Annotated in this window: 18 protein-coding genes; 17 read left to right on the forward strand and 1 reads right to left on the reverse strand. The window is 70.5% G+C overall.

The genetic code is table 11. The features are described from left to right. The first annotated feature begins 9 nt into the window (after nucleotides 1–9). From AFR_RS17225 to AFR_RS17275, 11 genes are all read left to right on the forward strand, one after another. Nucleotides 10–1239 carry an aminotransferase class I/II-fold pyridoxal phosphate-dependent enzyme gene (locus AFR_RS17225; RefSeq protein ID WP_023361867.1) on the forward strand — a complete coding sequence of 410 codons (1230 nt, stop codon included), beginning with the start codon at nucleotides 10–12 and terminating at the stop codon, nucleotides 1237–1239. A gap of 1 nt (nucleotide 1240) precedes the next feature. Beyond that, nucleotides 1241–2509, forward strand: coding sequence for an MFS transporter (locus AFR_RS17230; protein ID WP_023361869.1), 1269 nt, complete (start codon nucleotides 1241–1243; stop codon nucleotides 2507–2509). Continuing rightward, nucleotides 2506–2907 carry a nuclear transport factor 2 family protein gene (locus tag AFR_RS45125; protein WP_023361871.1) on the forward strand — a complete coding sequence of 134 codons (402 nt, stop codon included), beginning with the start codon at nucleotides 2506–2508 and terminating at the stop codon, nucleotides 2905–2907. The genes AFR_RS17230 and AFR_RS45125 overlap by 4 nt, the downstream gene beginning before the upstream one ends. A gap of 46 nt (nucleotides 2908–2953) precedes the next feature. Continuing rightward, on the forward strand, nucleotides 2954–4525 hold the full coding sequence (locus AFR_RS17240) for a glycoside hydrolase family 27 protein (protein WP_023361873.1): 1572 nt from the start codon (nucleotides 2954–2956) through the stop codon (nucleotides 4523–4525). Between the two features lie 19 nt (nucleotides 4526–4544). Then, a complete protein-coding gene (locus tag AFR_RS17245; protein ID WP_023361875.1) occupies nucleotides 4545–5330 on the forward strand; it encodes a maleylpyruvate isomerase family mycothiol-dependent enzyme in 786 nt (261 codons plus the stop codon). 63 nt (nucleotides 5331–5393) lie between these two features. Next, nucleotides 5394–6035, forward strand: a complete 642-nt coding sequence (locus AFR_RS17250; RefSeq protein WP_148307986.1) for a DedA family protein — start codon at nucleotides 5394–5396, stop codon at nucleotides 6033–6035. 52 nt (nucleotides 6036–6087) lie between these two features. Next, nucleotides 6088–6981 (forward strand): SDR family oxidoreductase, encoded by an 894-nt coding sequence (locus AFR_RS17255; RefSeq protein WP_023361879.1) that lies wholly within the window; start codon nucleotides 6088–6090, stop codon nucleotides 6979–6981. After that, complete coding sequence (locus AFR_RS17260; RefSeq protein WP_023361881.1) at nucleotides 6981–7814, forward strand: helix-turn-helix transcriptional regulator; 834 nt, start codon at nucleotides 6981–6983, stop codon at nucleotides 7812–7814. Before AFR_RS17255 ends, AFR_RS17260 begins: the two co-directional genes overlap by 1 nt. Before the next feature lie 76 nt (nucleotides 7815–7890). Further along, nucleotides 7891–9228, forward strand: a complete 1338-nt coding sequence (locus AFR_RS17265; RefSeq protein WP_023361883.1) for an NAD(P)/FAD-dependent oxidoreductase — start codon at nucleotides 7891–7893, stop codon at nucleotides 9226–9228. A 64-nt stretch (nucleotides 9229–9292) separates the two neighbouring features. Beyond that, nucleotides 9293–9844, forward strand: coding sequence for a dihydrofolate reductase family protein (locus tag AFR_RS17270; protein ID WP_023361885.1), 552 nt, complete (start codon nucleotides 9293–9295; stop codon nucleotides 9842–9844). Nucleotides 9845–9927: 83 nt separating this feature from the next. Further along, nucleotides 9928–10431 (forward strand): LytR C-terminal domain-containing protein, encoded by a 504-nt coding sequence (locus AFR_RS17275; protein ID WP_023361887.1) that lies wholly within the window; start codon nucleotides 9928–9930, stop codon nucleotides 10429–10431. A gap of 104 nt (nucleotides 10432–10535) precedes the next feature. Here AFR_RS17275 and AFR_RS17280 read toward each other — a convergent pair whose 3' ends face one another. Next, entirely contained in the window at nucleotides 10536–11750 is a 1215-nt protein-coding gene (locus AFR_RS17280; protein ID WP_023361889.1) for an ROK family transcriptional regulator, read from the reverse strand. A 194-nt stretch (nucleotides 11751–11944) separates the two neighbouring features. On the opposite strand from AFR_RS17280, the gene AFR_RS17285 reads away from it, so the two are divergent. From AFR_RS17285 to AFR_RS17310, 6 genes are read left to right on the forward strand one after another with little or no spacing between them, the layout of a single operon-like run. Beyond that, nucleotides 11945–12976, forward strand: a complete 1032-nt coding sequence (locus AFR_RS17285) for a substrate-binding domain-containing protein (RefSeq protein WP_023361891.1) — start codon at nucleotides 11945–11947, stop codon at nucleotides 12974–12976. Beyond that, nucleotides 12973–13986 (forward strand): ABC transporter permease, encoded by a 1014-nt coding sequence (locus AFR_RS17290; protein WP_023361893.1) that lies wholly within the window; start codon nucleotides 12973–12975, stop codon nucleotides 13984–13986. Before AFR_RS17285 ends, AFR_RS17290 begins: the two co-directional genes overlap by 4 nt. Then, on the forward strand, nucleotides 13983–14771 hold the full coding sequence (locus tag AFR_RS17295) for an ATP-binding cassette domain-containing protein (RefSeq protein WP_023361895.1): 789 nt from the start codon (nucleotides 13983–13985) through the stop codon (nucleotides 14769–14771). Before AFR_RS17290 ends, AFR_RS17295 begins: the two co-directional genes overlap by 4 nt. Beyond that, on the forward strand, nucleotides 14768–15418 hold the full coding sequence (locus AFR_RS17300; protein ID WP_023361897.1) for a nucleoside/nucleotide kinase family protein: 651 nt from the start codon (nucleotides 14768–14770) through the stop codon (nucleotides 15416–15418). Before AFR_RS17295 ends, AFR_RS17300 begins: the two co-directional genes overlap by 4 nt. After that, nucleotides 15415–16182 (forward strand): SDR family NAD(P)-dependent oxidoreductase, encoded by a 768-nt coding sequence (locus AFR_RS17305; protein ID WP_023361899.1) that lies wholly within the window; start codon nucleotides 15415–15417, stop codon nucleotides 16180–16182. Before AFR_RS17300 ends, AFR_RS17305 begins: the two co-directional genes overlap by 4 nt. Beyond that, nucleotides 16179–17171 carry a class I mannose-6-phosphate isomerase gene (locus tag AFR_RS17310; RefSeq protein WP_041842325.1) on the forward strand — a complete coding sequence of 331 codons (993 nt, stop codon included), beginning with the start codon at nucleotides 16179–16181 and terminating at the stop codon, nucleotides 17169–17171. The genes AFR_RS17305 and AFR_RS17310 overlap by 4 nt, the downstream gene beginning before the upstream one ends. Nucleotides 17172–17188 lie beyond the last annotated feature (17 nt).

Consider the following 17188-nt stretch of genomic DNA (forward strand, 5'->3'; position numbering starts at 1 on the left):
AAGGAAGTCATGGATCACGTCCTCGGCAACGCCAAGTGGGCCGACCTCGAACGCCTGCGCAGCGGCAACCCGATGTACGACGCCACGATCGAGGAGATCGACGGCCGCCGCATCCGGGTCGGCGAGCACTGGCTGGCCGACTTCGCCTCCTGCAACTACCTCGGTTTTGATCTCGAGCCCGAGATCATGGACTCGATCGGGGAGCAGGTCCGCCGCTGGGGCACCCACCCGAGCTGGTCGCGGCTGCTCGGCAACCCCGCGCTGTACCCGCAGATCGAGGAGCAGCTGACCGAGCTGCTCGACGCGCCGGACACCCTGGTCCTGCCGACCATCACGCACATCCACATGTCGGTGCTGCCGATCCTGGCCGGCCAGGGCCTGATCCTCCTGGACTCGCAGGCGCACAAGACCATCTACGACGGTGCCGTCTATGCCCGCGGCATGGGCGCGACCCTCAAGCGCTTCCGCAGTGGCGACGCCGAACAGCTGGCCGAGATGCTGCGCGACGCGCCCGCCGGGATGCCGAAGCTCGTCTGCATGGACGGCGTCAACAGCATGACCGGCAACGCCCCGGACCTGGCGACGTTCGCGCGCATCTGCCGCGAGTACGACGCCCTGCTCTACGTGGACGACGCGCACGGCTTCGGCGTCCTGGGTGAGCGCGCCGCCAACGAGATGTCCCCCTACGGCATCAAGGGCAACGCCATCGTGAAGTACGCGGGCGAGACGTACGACAACATCGTGCTCGTCGGCGGCTTCTCGAAGTCGTACTCGTCGCTGCTGGCCTTCCTGGCCCTCCCGACATGGCTGAAGAACCACCTCAAGGTCTCCGCACCGCCGTACCTGTACTCGGGTCCGGCCCCGACCGCCTCGCTGGCGACGGTGCTGGCCGGCATGGAGGTCAACGCCAAACGCGGCGACGCGATCCGGGCCGACCTGTACCGCAAGAGCATGCTGGTGCTCGACCACGTCCGCGCACTGGGCGTCTACACACCCAACGTGGGCAGCACGCCGGTCATCGAGCTGCCGCTGGCCGAGGGTGAGGACATCGACGTCGTCGGCAAGCTGCTCTGGGAGCGCGGCATCTACGTGACCCTGGCGGCGTACCCGCTGGTCCCGCGGGATCAGGTCGGCTTCCGCGCCCAGGTCACCGCGGCCAACACGGACGCGGAGATCGGCGAGCTCAACGCGGTCATCACCGAGCTGGCGGCGGCCGGGCGGCTGCGTAAGGCAGGCTGACGTGGGAGCCCTCGCCCCGCTGCGGAACCGTGAGTTCCGGCTGCTGTGGACGGGCATGACCACGTCGCTGATCGGCAACGGCATTCTGCTGGTGGCGCTGGCCTGGCAGGTCTACGACCTGTCGGGCCTGCCCGCCGCCATGTCCGCCGTCGGCGTGGCGTTGTCGCTCCCGCAGGTCGTGACGCTGCTGATCGGGGGAGTGGTCAGCGACCGCTTCGATCCGCGGCGGGTCATGCTGTTCTCGGATCTCGTCCGTGCGGCGGTGATGGCCGCCCTCGCCGCCTTGAGCATCACCGGCGCGATCCAGCTGTGGCAGATCATCACCCTGACCGCCGTGTACGGCGCCGCGGCCGGCTTCTTCGGTCCGGCATTCGACGCGCTGGTGCCGCAGATCGTGGCGGAGGAGGACCTGGTCGCGGCCAACGCGCTGGACCAGTTCATCCGGCCCGCGGGCATGCAGATCTTCGGCCCGATGCTCGGCGGCGCGGTCATCGCGATCGGCGGCGCTGGCTGGGCCTTCGCGGCCGACGCGGCCACGTTTGTGATCTCGGTCGCGTGCCTGCTGGCCATGCGCCGCATCGCCGCGCCCGCGGTCGTGGCCGATCAGGGGTCCGCGGAGTCGCTCTGGACCGAGTTGCGCGAGGGCATCCGGTACGTCCGCAGCCACGTCTGGCTCTGGGGCACGTTCCTGTCGGCCACCTTCACGTACCTGTTGTTCGTCGGCCCGACCGAGGTGCTGCTCCCGTACGTGGTGAAGACCGAACTGGGTGGCAGCGCGACCGCCCTGGGCCTGATCCTGACCTCGGGCGGCCTGGGTGCGATCGTCGCCGCGATCAGCGTCGGCTGGGCGGGCATCCCGCGCCGGTTCATGACCTTCATGTACGGCACCTGGGCGATCGCCACGCTTGCGGTGGCGGGCTACGGGCTGGCCACGGCGACCTGGCAGCTCGCGGCCGCGTGTGTGCTGGTCAACGGGCTCGAGGCGGCCGGCACGGTGGCGTGGGCGACGGCCAAACAGCGGCTGGTCCCCGGGCGCCTGCTCGGCCGCGTCTCCAGTGTGGACTGGTTCGTCTCGACTGCCCTGCTCCCGCTGTCGTACGCCCTCGCGGCGCCGGTCGCGTCGTGGATCGGCGTCCGCAACACCCTGGTGGGTGCCGGTGTGCTGGGCGCGATCGTGACGTTCGGTTTCCTGTTCCTGCCGGGTATGCGGGCGCCGGAAGCACCCGTACCGGCCGACGAGGCCCGCGTTCCGGTCGGAGCGGCGGCGTGAGCGCGGTCCTGGCCGCGGTGGCGGAGCTCAGCGCGGCCTTCGCGGCCCGCGACGTCACCGCGGCCCTGGCCTGTTTTGTGGCCGACGACGACATCTCGTATGTGGGATCGGAGCACTCGGAGTCGGCCACCGGCCGCGATGTCCTGACCGTGTTGTTCAAGGACGTCTTCAGCCGCGACGAGGCGTATTCCTGGCAGGTGACCACAGCGTCGGTCCGCGAGTACGGCGACTGCGCCTACCTGATCGCGGAAGCGGATGCCGTCGCGCACACCGACGCGGGCGAGACGATTCCGTTCGCGTACCGGATCTCCGGTCTGCTCGAGCCGGCCCCGGACGGCTGGCGCTGGCGCCACTGCCACGGCTGCGAACCGGCCATTGGCAACACTGTTGACAACTGACCCAAATAGATAGATCTTCATCAATAGCTTTTGATGGAGGTCTTGCATGCGGATACGCCGGATCGTCCTGTCCCTGCTGCTCGTGGTCGCGGCCGTCCCGGCGCTGCAGTCACCGGCCGCCGCCATCGACAACGGCCTCGCCCGGACACCACCGATGGGTTTCAACAACTGGAACTCGACGTGGTGCCGGGCCGAGTTCAACGAGGCGATGATCAAGGGGATCGCCGACCTCTTCGTCGACAAGGGCCTGAAGGCCGCCGGCTACCAGTACGTCAACCTCGACGACTGCTGGGCGCAGCGGCAGCGCGATGCGCAGGGCAACCTCGTGCCGGACCTGACCCGCTTTCCCAACGGCATCAAGGCGCTCGCTGATTACGTCCACGGCAAGGGCCTGAAGTTCGGGATCTACACCAGCGCCGGGACGGCGACGTGTGCGCCGGAGGGCTTCCCCGGCGGCCTCGATCACGAGGACCAGGACGCCCGGCTGTTCGCCTCGTACGGCGTCGACTACCTCAAGTACGACAACTGCAACAACCAGGGCCGCGACGCCGTGCAGCGGTACACCCGGATGCGCGACGCGCTCGCCGCCACCGGCCGGCCGATCATCCTTGCGCTGTGCGAGTGGGGTGAGAACCAGCCGTGGCGCTGGGCCGGTGCCGTCGGCAACCTGTGGCGGACCACGGGTGACATCGAGGACAACTGGGGCTCGGTGCTGAACATCATCCGGCAGAACAGTGTGCTGGCCGCGTACGCGAAGCCGGGTTTCTGGAACGACCCCGACATGCTGGAGGTCGGCAACGGGGGAATGACCGACACCGAATATCGGACGCACTTCTCGCTGTGGTCGATGATGTCCGCGCCGTTGCTGATCGGCTCCGATCTGCGCACGGCCTCCGCTTCGACGCTGAGCATCCTGACCAACACCGCCGTCATCGCGATCGACCAGGATCCGCTGGGCAAGGCGGCCTACGTCGTGCGCAACTCCGGCGGGCAGTGGGTCTTCAGCAAGGTCCTCGCCAACGGCGATCGTGCGGTGGCGCTCTTCAACGAGAACGGCAGCGCCACGACCATCAGCACCAGTGCGGCCCAGGCAGGGATGAACGCCGCCGGCAGCTACACCCTGCGCGACCTGTGGAGCGGCAGCACCACCACAACTTCGGGGACGATCAGCGCTACCGTCCCGGCGCACGGCACGGTCGTCTACCGGGTCTCGGGCGGTTCGGCCTACGCCGGTCACTCGCTGGTCGGGCAGGGGTCGGGCCAGTGCCTGGACGTGCACGACAACCTCGTCGCCGGCGACGCGCCCGTGGAGATCTTCGGGTGCAACGGCGGTGCCAACCAGCGCTGGAACGCCACCCCGGCCGGTGAGCTGCGCGTCTACGACGGCACGCGCTGCCTCGACGTGACCAACGGCGGCACGGCCGGCGGCACCAGGGTGATTCAGTGGGAGTGCAACGGCGGTGCCAACCAGCAGTTCCGGCTCAACGCCGACGGCACGATCACCGCGGTCCAGTCGGGGCAATGCCTCGACGTCTCGGGTGGTGGGTCCGCGCCCGGCACGGCCATCATCATCTGGCCGTGTCACCGTGCGGCCAACCAGATCTGGTCCCGGGGGTGACCGGATCTAGACTCGGCGCATGACGACCCTCGCAGACCGCACGATCGACGCCCTGCGGCGCCGCCACGACCAGCTCGCAGCGGTCGTGGCAGCGCTGACACCCGCCCAGCTCGTCGGCCCGTCCGGCGCCACGCAGTGGATCGTCGCCGACGTCCTCTCGCACGTCGGCAGCGGTGCCGAGATCACCCTGGCTGGCTTCCGGGCGGCCGTCGACAGCACCCCCGCCCCGGACCAGGGTTTCAACCAGGGCGTCTGGGACCGGTGGAACGCCCTGAGCCCCGAGGAGCAGGCGCCCGCGTCGATCACCTCCGACGCCGCGCTCGTCGACGCCCTCGAAGCGGTGCCGGCGGACCGGCGCGACGGCCTGCGGATCAGCATGGGCTTCCTGCCGGAGCCGCTGCCGCTGGCCGGGTACGCCGGGATGCGGCTCAACGAGGCGATCCTGCACGGCTGGGACGTCGAGGTCGCCGTGGACCCGGCGGCGACGCTCGACCCGGAGTCCGCGCAGGTCCTGGCCGAGCAGCTCGCCGGTGACCTGAGCTTCCTGCTCGGTTTCATCGGCAAGCCCGACACGCTCGGGCAGCCCGCGACGGTCCGGATCCAGGGCACGCCGTTCAGCATCGTCCTGGACGGCTCGGCGCGGCTCACGGCCGACCCGGCCGAGCCCACAGCGACCTTCGAGGGCTCCCTCGAGGCGGCGATGCGCCTGCTCGCCGGCCGTCTCCGCGAGCGGGACACCGCCGACGTCAAGGTCAGCGGCAACGTCTCGCTCGACGACCTGCAGCGCGCCTTCCCCGGGTACTGATTCAGGGTTGCCTAGGGGTATGACCCGATAGCCCGCAGGTGGACGGCCGACGAGGCTGTAGGGGTGATAGCAGACCTGTTGAACGCCGCTTCGTCCTTCGTCGGCTGGCTCGCCACTCTCGACGAGTGGTCGGTCCTGCTCTTCACCTTCCTGTCCACGGCCGTCGAGATGACGTTCCTGCTCGGTCTGCTCGTGCCCGGCGAGGCGGTGGTCATGCTCGCCGCGGCGCTGCCGTCCGGTCCGCTCGGCTTCGCCCTCGCCGTCACGGTGGGCACGGCAGGCGCACTGGCCGGCCAGATCCTCGGGTACGCCGTGGGCCGCGGTTTCGGCGCCCGCCTGCGCACCACCCGGCTGGGCCGCCGCATCGGTGTGGAGCGGTTCGACCGCGCCGAGGCCTACCTGGCGGAGCGCGGCGCGGCGGCGCTGGTCGCCGTCCGGTTCGTCGCCGTCATCCACGCCGTGGTGCCGATCGCGGCCGGGGTCGCCCGGATGCCGTTCGGGCGGTTCCTGGGCTGGTCGGCCCTGGGCACGCTGCTCTGGGTCGGTGCGTTCGCCGGGGTCGGCGCCGCGACGGCCGGCGCGGGCGCCGGAGGTGGCACGGCACTCCTGCTCACCGCGCTCGGGGCGACCTGCCTCGGCGCCGTCCCGATCGGCGCCCGGCTGCTGCGCCGCAGCTTCAGCCATGTATCCGCCGTACATGGCTGACCTCACCTGATCGCGGCACGCTCGGGGAAACACCACCGAGCGGAGAACTGTTGTGCGGAACGTGAATGCTCTGGCCGTCGTGACGGGCGGAAGTGACGGCATCGGCCTGGCCCTGGCGACCCGCCTGGCCGCGACCGGCACCGAGGTGATCCTGCCCGTCCGCAACCCCGCCAAGGGCGAGGCCGCCCTGACCCGGATCCGCGCGGCCGTGCCCGCGGGCGAGGTGTCGCTGCGCACGCTGGACCTGGCCTCGCTGGAGTCCGTCGCCGCGCTGACCGCGCAGCTGCGCGCCGAGGGCCGCCCGGTCCACCTGCTGATCAACAACGCCGGCGTGATGACCCCGCCGGCCCGCCTGACCACGGCCGACGGCCTCGAGCTGCAGTTCGGCACCAACCACGTCGGGCACGTCGCGCTCACCGCCGGTCTCCTGCCGCTGCTCAGCGCCGGACAGGCCCGGGTCACCACCCTGACCAGCAGTGCCGCCCGTCAGGGCCGGATCGACTGGGCCGATCTGCAGAGCGAGCGCCGGTACGCGCCGATCCGGGCGTACGGTCAGTCCAAGCTCGCAAATCTGCTCTTCGCCCTGGAGCTGGACCGGCGCAGCCGGGCCGCGGGCTGGGGCATCGTCAGCAACGCCGCGCACCCGGGCACCACGATCACCAACCTCTACGCCGCCCGTCCGAAGCTGGAGAAGATCATGACGCGCCTGGCCCGCCGCGGCGTCCTGGTCCAGGAGGTCGGCCGCGGCCTGCTCCCCATCCTGTACGCCGCCACGAGCCCCGAAGCGCAGGGCGGCCGCCTCTACGGCCCGGACGGATTCGGCCAGTTCACGGGCGGGCCCACCGAGCTGACGATGTACCGGTCCGCCCGCGACGAGGCGGCAGCGGCCCGGCTCTGGGAGCTGTCGCTCGATCTGGCCCACGTCGAGTTCGCGGCGGCGAGCTGATGGACCGGCCGAGACTCGCCGCCTTCCTCCGGGCGCGGCGTGAGGCCCTGCAACCCGAGGACGTCGGTCTGCCCCGCGGGCAGCGCCGTCGCACGGGCGGGCTGCGCCGCGAGGAGGTGGCGGTGCTGACCGACATGTCGATCGACTACTACAGCCGCCTCGAACAACCGCGCGGGCCGCACCCCTCCGAGCAGATCCTCGCCGCGCTGGCCCGGGGCCTGCGGCTCTCGCTGGAGGAACGGGACCACCTGTTCCGGCTGGCGGGCTACGCCACCCCGTCCCGCGCGGCGCACAGCGAGCACGTCAACCCCGGCATGATGCGCATCTTCGACGGGCTGGAGGACGCCGCTGCCCAGGTGGTGAGCCATCTCGGCGAGACCCTCCGGCAGACGCGGCTGTCCGCCGCGCTGATCGGCGACGAGAGTGTCCACACCGGACTCGCGCGCAGCCTGCACTACCGCTGGTTCACCGACCCGGACACCCGGCTCCTGCACCCGGAGGAGGACCGCGACACGCAGAGCCGGACGATCGCGGCGCATCTGCACGCGTCGTACACCGGCGACGGCGCCGGGTCGCGGGCGGCCGAGATCGTCGGCGAGCTGCTGGCGGCCAGTCCGGAGTTCGCCGGGCTGTGGCGGGAGCACCCGGTCGCGGGGCCGTACTGCGTGCCGAAACGGCTGGTGCATCCGGAGCTCGGCCGGCTCGACCTGCACTGCCAGACGCTGGTCGACCCGGACCAGTCGCAGCTCCTGGTGGTCTACACGGCCGCGCCCGGTTCGGAGACGGCCGACAAGCTGCGGCTGTTGTCGGTGATCGGCGCCGGGGGCGTCTGAGGTCACATCCCCAGGCGGCATATCCGCCCAGCTCAGGACGCTGTCCCTAGGGGAATTGAAGAAGGAGCTGGGACACATGCGGGAACGGGTTGTCGTGGTCGGGGCGGGCTTCGGTGGGCTCTTCGCCACCCGGGCGCTGCGCCGGGCCGACGTCGACATCACTCTGATCAACGGCACCGCCTATCACCTCTTCCAGCCGCTGCTCTACCAGGTGGCGACGGGCATCCTCTCCGAGGGCGAGATCGCGCCGCCCATCCGCGAGGTGCTCAAGAACCAGGACAACGTCGACGTCCGGCTCGGCTGGGTGCGAGACGTGGACGTGAACGCGAAAACCGTCTCGGTCGCCGGTCCTGGCATCGACTACACCGTCGGTTACGACACGCTGATCGTGTCGGCCGGCGCCTCGCAGTCGTACTTCGGCAACGACGCCTTCGCCGAGCACGCGCCCGGCCTCAAGAGTGTCGACGACGCCCTCGAGCTGCGCTCCCGGATCTTCAACGCGTTCGAGCTGGCCGACCTGCAGACCGACGAGGACAAGACCGACCGCTGGCTGACCTTCGTCGTGGTCGGCGCCGGTGCCACCGGTGTGGAGATGGCCGGGCAGATCGCCGAGCTGGCGCACCGCACCCTGCCGGGGCAGTACAAGCACATCGACCCGCACCGGGCGCGGATCATCCTGGTGGACGCGGTCGGCGCGGTGCTGAACACCTTCGGTGACCACCTGTCGACCCGGGCGCTGCGGCAGCTGCACCTGCTCGGGGTCGAGGTCGAGCTGGACACGAAGGTGGTGGGTGTCGACGCCACGGGCATCGAGGTCGAGACACCGCGGGGTCACCAGCGGATCGAGTCGATGACCAAGGTGTGGGCCGCCGGTGTGGCCGCCCCGCCCCTGGCCCGCAGGCTGGCCGAGGCGACGGGCGCCGGGACCGACCGCGCCGGACGGGTGCTGGTCGAGCCCGACCTGACCCTGCCGGGGCACCCCGAGATCTTCGTCGTCGGCGACATGATGGCGCTGGACCGGCTGCCGGGTGTCGCGCAGGTCGCGATCCAGGGCGGGCGGCACGCCGCGGGACAGATCAAGCGGCGTCTGGCCGGCCGTGAGACCGGTCAGGCGTTCCACTACTTCGACAAGGGCAGCATGGCGACGGTCTCGCGGTTCTCCGCGGTGGCGAGCATCGGCCGGGTCCGCATCTCCGGGTTCCTCGGCTGGCTGATGTGGCTGGCGGTGCACCTGCTCTACCTGGTCGGCTTCAAGAACAGGCTCACCGCCGTACTGCACTGGGCGGTCAGTTTCCTCGGCCGCGGGCGCTCCGAGCGGGTCTCGACCCTCCAGCAGGGCTTCGCCCGGGCCGCGGTCCGGGAGTACGGCGACCCCTTCACCCGGGAACGCGCCGGCGCCGGTAAGGCGACCTGAAGCGAACCGTAAGGATCATCGGGCAATCTTCTCGGTGTCAGCAGCGAACACCGAGGAGAACCCGATGCGCAAGCTCATCAACTCGACCTACATCACCCTCGACGGCGTCATCGAGAACCCCATGTGGACCATGCCGTACTTCGACGAGGAGGCCGGCGCGTTCGCCGGTTCGCAGACCGACGCGGCGGACGCCCTGCTGATGGGCCGGGCGACCTACGACGGCTTCGCGGCGGCCTGGCCTGCCCGCGACGAGAGCGACCCCAGCACCGGCGCGGCCTACTTCAACAACGTCAAGAAGTACGTCGCCTCGACCACGCTGACCGACCCCACCTGGAAGAACAGCGAGGTGTTGCAGGGCGACCTGGTCGAGGCGGTCACCGCGCTCAAGGCCCAGGACGGCAAGGACATCATCCAGTACGGGTACGGCTCGGTCACCACTCAGCTGGTCCGGGCCGGGCTGGTCGACGAGGTCCGCTTCTGGATCCACCCGGTGCTCGAGGGCGGCGCGACCCTGTCGACGCCGCTGAGCGACGTGAAGGCCTCGTTCGAGCTGATCGACACCAAGGTCTTCAAGAGCGGTGTGATCGTCGCCTCGTACCGACCGGCCAAAAACTAACACGGAATATACAGGCCGCCGATATATGGTGCCGCTGACGTGTGCAGCGGTACCACCGGGGGATTCTGATGAGCTTGGCGCGAGTGCGATCACTGATCGTGGTCGGGGTGTTGTTGGTCGCCGCGGTGGTCTCGGTGGTGACGGCTCTGGTTCGCGACACCGCGAGCGGGGCCGTCCCGGGCGCCTGCGCCGAGGGTGCCCCGGTCGCCGACCTCACCCTCCCGGAGGGCCCCGACCAGGTGACGGTCAAGGTGTTCAACGGCTCGGGCCGCCCCGGCGTCGCCGACAGCCTGACCACCGACTTCGTCAACCGGCGCTTCCGCACCGAGAAGCCGGCCAAGAGCAAGAAGAAGGTCGACGGTGTCGCCCTGCTCCGGTTCGGTCCCGAGGGTGTCGGCTCGGCCCAGCTCGTCCGCGCGCTCTTCCTCGGCGACGCCGAGACGCAGTACGAGGCCAAGCGCAAGGGCAAGGTCGTCGAGGTGGTCGTCGGTGGCGGTTTCCGGCAGCTGGCGACCTTCACCGAGGCCAACCAGTCGCTGGCCCAGCTCGGCGAGCCGGAGCTGCCGCCCGGAGCCTGCCGCGCCTGAGCTCGGCCCGCTTCCGGGCTCGGCCCGCTTCCGGGCTCGGCCCGCTTCCGGGCTCGGCCCGCTTCCGGGCTCGGCCCGCTTCCGGGCTCGGCCCGTGTTCGGGCTCAGGTCATCGCGAAGGGGGACTTGCCGGCGGCGAGCAGGCTGTCGAGCGCTGACGGGTTGAGCACGTGGTCCCGGACCAGATAGCCCGCCCCCGCGATGCCCGCCCTCGATTTGAACTTCGTCGGGACGATGCGCAGCTGACGGGTCGCCAGGGGCAGGGACCGCTGGTAGACGACCTGGCGGATGCCGGCCAGCAGGTGGTCGCCCGTGGTGCCGAGCATCCCGCCGATAACGATCACGTCGGGGTTGAGCAGGCTGGTCGCGAAGGCGACCGACTCGCCCATGATGCGGCCCGCGTTGCGCAGCCCGGCGACCGCCTCGGAGTCCCCGCGCCGGACCCGGTCGGCGACGTCCCGGGCGTCGTGGCTGTCGAGGTCCTGGTCGCGCAGGTCGCGGGCAAGGGCCCAGCCGCCGGCCAGTGACTCGAGGCAGCCGACGTTGCCGCAGCGGCACTGCGGGTCACCGAAACCGGCGATGTGGGCGTGGCCGATGTCGCCCGCCGCGCCCTGGGCGCCGCGGTTGACCGCGTAGTCGATGACCATGCCGCTGCCGACGCCGGTGCCCGCCTTCAGATAGAACAGGTGCCGCTGGCTGGCCCAGAAGCGACGGTGTTCGGCCAGGGTGAGCAGGTTGACGTCGTTGTCGATGAGGATCGGCACCGGCCAGCTGCGGCGCAGGTGCCGCCGGATGTCGTAACCCTCCCAGCCGGACATGATGGACCAGCCCATGACGCGGCCGGCCTCGTAGTCGACCGGTGCGGGCAGGCCCAGCCCGAAGCCGGCGACGGCGCTCTCCTGCAGGCCCAGGTGGTCGATGAGGTCGCGGACCGTGGCGGTGATCCGGTCGAGCAGCACGTCGGGCCCGTCACCGAGCGCGAGCCGTTCGACCCGGTCGCCGATGATCGTGACGTTGAGGTCGAGGACGGCGACGCGGGTGCGTTCCTCGCCGATGTCGACCGAGATGACCACCCCGGCGCGCGGGTTGAGCTCGAGGGCGCGGGACGGCCGGCCGCGGGAGGCGACGTTCTCCTCGCTCTCGCGGATCAGCTGGGCGGCGAAGAGGGCGTCGAGCCGCTGCACCACGGTCGACCGGGACAGACCGGTCTCCTGGGCGATCGCGGTGCGGGTGCGCGCGGCCCCGGTGGTGATCAGCTCGAGGATGCGGCCGGGGCCGTCCTCGGCGTGGCCGGGCGCGACAGGTAGGACGCTGGTCAATGGATCTCCCCGTGACTGTGTCGAACGCCGGTCAGTGAACCACAGCACTTATGTCGACCGCAACACATAAGTCGGAACTTAGTGATTGACAGTCGACGTAACCGAACGCACTATGTGGCGTAACACGATGGACTTCATGCTTGTCATCGACGGAATGAGTCCGGTCGCCGGGATCGATCTCAGGAGGACCTCATATGAACGTCAGTCGCACGGTTCGCCACCGTGTCGTCGCCTCCGGGCTGGCCGCCGGGCTGCTGGTGTCCGCAGCCGCGTGCGGCTCCGACGACGCCGGCTCGGGCTCGGGCTCCGGCTCGGACAGCACCGACGTCACCATCGGCATCGTCGAGCTGAACCTCTCCAACCCGTTCTTCGGGACGCTGGAGAAGGCCACCGAGGCCGCCGCGAAGGCCAAGGGCTGGAAGGTCATGAAGGCCGAGGCCAAGGTGCCCGGCGACTCGGCCACCCAGGTGACCGCGATCGAGAACATGATCGCCAACAAGGTGAAGGCGATCGTCCTCGACCCGGCCAACCCCACGGCGCTGGTCGACGTGGTCAAGAAGGCCCGTGACAAGGGCATCCTGGTCGTCACGGTCAACGCGACGCTCACCCCGATCGAGGCCGCCGACGCGACCTTCGCCACGGACAACACCGCGGCCGGCAAGCTCATCGGCCAGTGGGCCAAGGCGACGGCGCCGGCGAGCCCGCGCATCGCCATGCTGGACTTCGACCTCTCCGACGGGCCCGCGGGCGGCCGCCACAACGGCTACCTCGAGGGCTACGGCATCACCGGTGAGGACCCGAAGATCGCCGGGTCCGCTCTGACCAAGGGCACCGTGGAGACCGGGCAGTCGGCGATGGAGAACCTGCTCTCCGCGCACGCGGACATCAACACCGTCTACACGATCAACGAGCCGGTGGCGCACGGTGCGTACACGGCGATCAAGAACAAGGGCCTCGAGGGCAAGGTCAGCATCACCTCGGTCGACGGTGCCTGCTCCGGCGTCCAGGACGTCAAGGACGGGATCATCGGCGCGACAGCAATGCAGTTCCCGAGCAAGATGGGCGAGCTGGCCGTCGCCGCCGCGGACGCCTTCCTCAAGGACGGCACCAAGCCGAAGTCCGGCCTCAACGACTCGGGCACGGTCCTGATCACGGACAAGCCCGTCGACGGCATCGAGTCCCAGACCTCCGAGTGGGGGCTGCAGAACTGCTGGGGCGGCAAGTGACCAGCACCCCGACGCGCGAACCCGACGCGGCCGTCCTCGAGCTCGAGGAGGACCGCGGCGGGTTCCTCCGCGGTCTCGCCACCAGCCAGATCACCGGCCCGCTGGCCGCGCTGGTGCTCGCGGTCGTCGTCTTCGCGCTCACGACGAGCACGTTCTTCAACGCGGACAACCTGTCGCTGATCGCCACGCAGTCGGTGGTCGTCGGCACGCTGGCCCTGGGCCAGACGCTGATCATTCTGACCGCCGGCATCGACCTGGCCAACGGCGCGATCATGGTGCTCGGCGCGGTGGTGATCGGCAAGCTCGCCACGGACGGCAACGCGCTCTGGGCGCTGGTCGTCGGCGCGCTCGTCTGTGTGGCGTTCGGACTGCTCAACGGCGCGCTCATCTCGTCGTTCTCGCTGCCGCCGTTCATCGTCACGCTCGGCGTGCTGTCGGTGCTCTCGGCCGTCGCCCGCCTCTACACCGATTCGCAGTCGTACCCGATCGACTCCGACCTGCTCACGATCCTCAACCAGGGGCCCACGGTCGGCGGGGTGACGATCACCTACGGCGTGTTCCTCTGGGTGGCCCTCACCGCCCTCCTCGGGTACGCGCTGACCCAGACCGCGTGGGGTGTGCGCGTCTACGCCGTCGGAGACAACAAGCGGGCCGCCGCGCTGACCGGCATCAAGGTCAAGCGGGTGCTGCTGAGCGTCTACATCACGGCGGCGGTCATCTACGCGTTCGCGGCCTGGCAGGCCCTGGGGCGTACGCCGACCGCCGACCCGAGCGGCTACTCGACGGCCAACCTGGACAGCATCACCGCGGTGGTCATCGGGGGCACCAGCCTCTTCGGCGGCCGGGGTGGTGTCGTGGGCACGTTCATCGGCGCCCTGATCGTGACCGTGCTGGCCAACGGGCTCACCCAGGCCGGCATCGACTCGCTCTACCAGCAGGTGGCGACCGGTGTGCTCGTGGTGATCGCCGTCGCCGTCGACCACTTCGTCCGGACGAGGCAGACGCGATGACCGACACCGTCCTGCAGGCCCGAGGCCTGACCAAACGTTACGGGCACGTCGTCGCGATGGACGACTGCGACTTCGACCTGCGCGCCGGGGAGATCCTGGCGGTCATCGGTGACAACGGCGCCGGCAAGTCGACGCTGATCAAGTCGCTGACCGGCGACGTCGTGCCCGACGCGGGCACGATCAGCGTCAACGGCGAGGCGGTGCAGTTCCGCAGCCCGCTCGACGCGCGCCGGGCCGGCATCGAGACCGTCTACCAGGAGCTGGCCGTCGCCCCGGCGCTGGACATCACCCAGAACCTCTACCTGGGACGCGAGCAGCGCCGCAAGGGCATCCTGGGCACGGTCTTCCGCAAGCTCGACAAGACCGCGATGCGCAAGGGCTCGGCGACGCAGATGGCCGATCTCGGCATCCGCATCCAGTCGATCCGGCAGAAGGTCGAGACGCTCTCCGGCGGCCAGCGTCAGGCGGTCGCGGTCGCCCGGGTCGCGGCCTGGGCCACCCGCGTCGTGATCATGGACGAGCCGACCGCGGCGCTCGGGGTGCGCGAGACCAACCAGGTCCTCGGGCTCATCGAACGGGTCCGCGAGAACGGCCTGCCGGTCGTGCTGATCAGCCACAACATGCCCAACGTGTTCCAGGTGGCCGACCGGATCCACATCCACCGGCTGGGGCGGCGCATCGCCCTGGTCGAACCGGGCACCACGACGATGGAGGAGGCGGTAGCGGTGATGACCGGCGCCAGATCACCCGATTCCCTGCAGCGGCTCGACGGCGGTGCCGCGTGACGGCGCCCGGAGGGGTCAGCCTCTCCCACCTCGTCGAGACCGCCCGGGCGCTGGTGGCCGACGGGCAGCGCCGCATCCTCGGCATCACCGGTGCCCCGGGCGCCGGCAAGTCGACACTCGCCCGCCAGATCGTGGACGCGCTGGGCGACCGTGCCGTGCTGGTCGGCCTGGACAGCTTCCACCTCTCGAACGCGGAACTGGACCGCCTCGGCCGGCACGCCCGCAAGGGTGCGGCGGACACCTTCGACGCGGCGGGCTACCAGAATCTGTTGCGGCGGCTGCGACCCCAGCAGGACGAGGTCGTGTACGCGGCGGAGTTCGATCGCAGCCTGGAGGAGTCCATCGCGTGTGCGGTGCCGGTGCACCGTGACGTGCCGCTGGTCGTGACCGAGGGGAACTACCTGCTGGTCGACGACGAACGCTGGGGCGGCACCGCGGCCCTGCTCGACGCGTCCTGGTACGTCGAGCCGGGGGAGGACGTGCGGCTCGAGCGCCTCATCGCCCGGCACCGGCAGTTCGGCCGTAGCCCCGAGGAGGCGTACGAGCGTTCGCACGGCTCGGACCAGCGCAACGCCGAACTCATCGGCAGCACCCGGCCGCGGGCCGGGCTCGTCGTCCGCATCACCACCGAGAAGGAGCCGGCATGACCGTCCTCGATCTGTTCCGCCTCGACGGCAAGGTGGCCGTCGTGACCGGTGGCAACCGGGGCATCGGCAAGGCGATCGCGATCGCCCTGGCCGAGGCCGGCGCCTCCGTCGTGGTGGCGGCCCGCGACGCCGAGCGCAACGAGCAGGCCGTCGCCGAGCTGTCGAAGATCGGCCCGGCCGCGCTCGCGGTCACCACCGACGTCACCAGCCGCAGCGACCTGACGGCCCTGCGCGACACGGTGACCGAACGCCTCGGCCCGGTCGACGTGCTGATCAACAACGCCGGGGTCGGCATCCACGGCGAGTCGCTGACCATCGACGACGAGTCGTGGCAGCGGGTCATGGCGACCAACCTGGACGCGGTGTGGAAGGCGAGCCAGGTCTTCGGCGAGCAGATGGTCGCCCGCCGCTCCGGCTCGATCGTCAACGTCGGCTCGATGTCCGGCATGATCATCAACCGCCCGCAGTGGCACGCGCCGTACGCCGTCTCCAAGGCGGGCGTGCACCACCTCACGCGGTCGCTGGCCGCCGAGTGGGCGCCGCACCGCGTCCGGGTCAACGCCATCGCTCCGGGCTACACCAAGACCGAGATCTCCGACATCGACGCCCCGGAGTTCAAGCACTACTGGATCGACGAGGTCCCGATGCAGCGGTACGCCCAGTCGTCGGAGATCTCGCCGTCCGCGCTCTACCTCGCCAGCGACGCGTCCACCTTCGTCACCGGCTCGGTGCTGGTCATCGACGGCGGTTACACGTTGTGGTGAGCGCGCCGGACGCGCCGGTCGTCCTGCCGGCCAACACGCTGCCGTCGTTCTATGCCGGTGCCGGCCGGATCGCCGCCTTCCGCGGTGATCCGGCCGTCCCGGCGACCGATCCCGAGGACTGGGTCGCGTCGGCGACCGCGCGGACCGGGATGGCACCGCGGGGCCGGACCCGGCTGCCGGACGGCACGGATCTGGGCGAGCGGTTCGCCGCCGACCCGCAGGGCTGGTTCGGGCCCGGGCACGTGGCGCGGCACGGCGACCGGGCGGCGCTGCTGGTGAAGCTGCTCGACGCCGGTCAGCGGCTGCCGCTGCACGTGCACCCCGATCGGCCGTTCGCGCAGGCACACCTGGGCAGCCCGTACGGCAAGACGGAGGCGTGGCTGGTCCTGCGTGCCGATCCGGGGGCGAGTGTGCATCTGGGCTTCGCCCGTGACGTCACCGCCGCGGAGCTGGCCGGGTGGGTGTCCACTCAGGACGTTGCGGCGCTGCTGGACGCGTGCAACCGCGTACCGGTCAGGGCCGGTGATGTTCTGCTCTGCCCGGCCGGGGTGCCGCACGCGATCGGCGCCGGGATCCTGGTCGTCGAGCTGCAGGAGATGACCGACTTCTCGATCATGCTGGAGTGGGACGGTTTCCCGATCGCGCCGGAGGACGTCTTCCTGGGCTTGGACGCGGAGCTGGCGCTGTCGGCCGTGCGCCGTACCGCCGTGCCGGAGTCCGAGCTCGCCGGTCACGTCCTGCGCGCCGAACCGGGCATCACCTCGCTGCTGCCCGCGGCGGCCGACGAGTTCTTCCACGCGCAGCAGATCGTCGGCGAGGCCACCCTCGACGCGCGTTTTGCCGTGCTGATCGTCGACCGGGGCGCCGGCACGCTCACCGGTCCCGGCGTCACGGAGATCACCGCCGGCCAGACGCTGGTCGTCTCGTACGCGGCGGGCCCGCTCACCCTGGCCGGCGACGTGTCTGTTCTGCGCTGTTTTCCGGACTGATGGCGATCAATGGTTAC

This window comes from Amorphoplanes friuliensis DSM 7358, from assembly GCF_000494755.1.
GTDB classification, from domain to species: Bacteria; Actinomycetota; Actinomycetes; order Mycobacteriales; family Micromonosporaceae; genus Actinoplanes; species Actinoplanes friuliensis.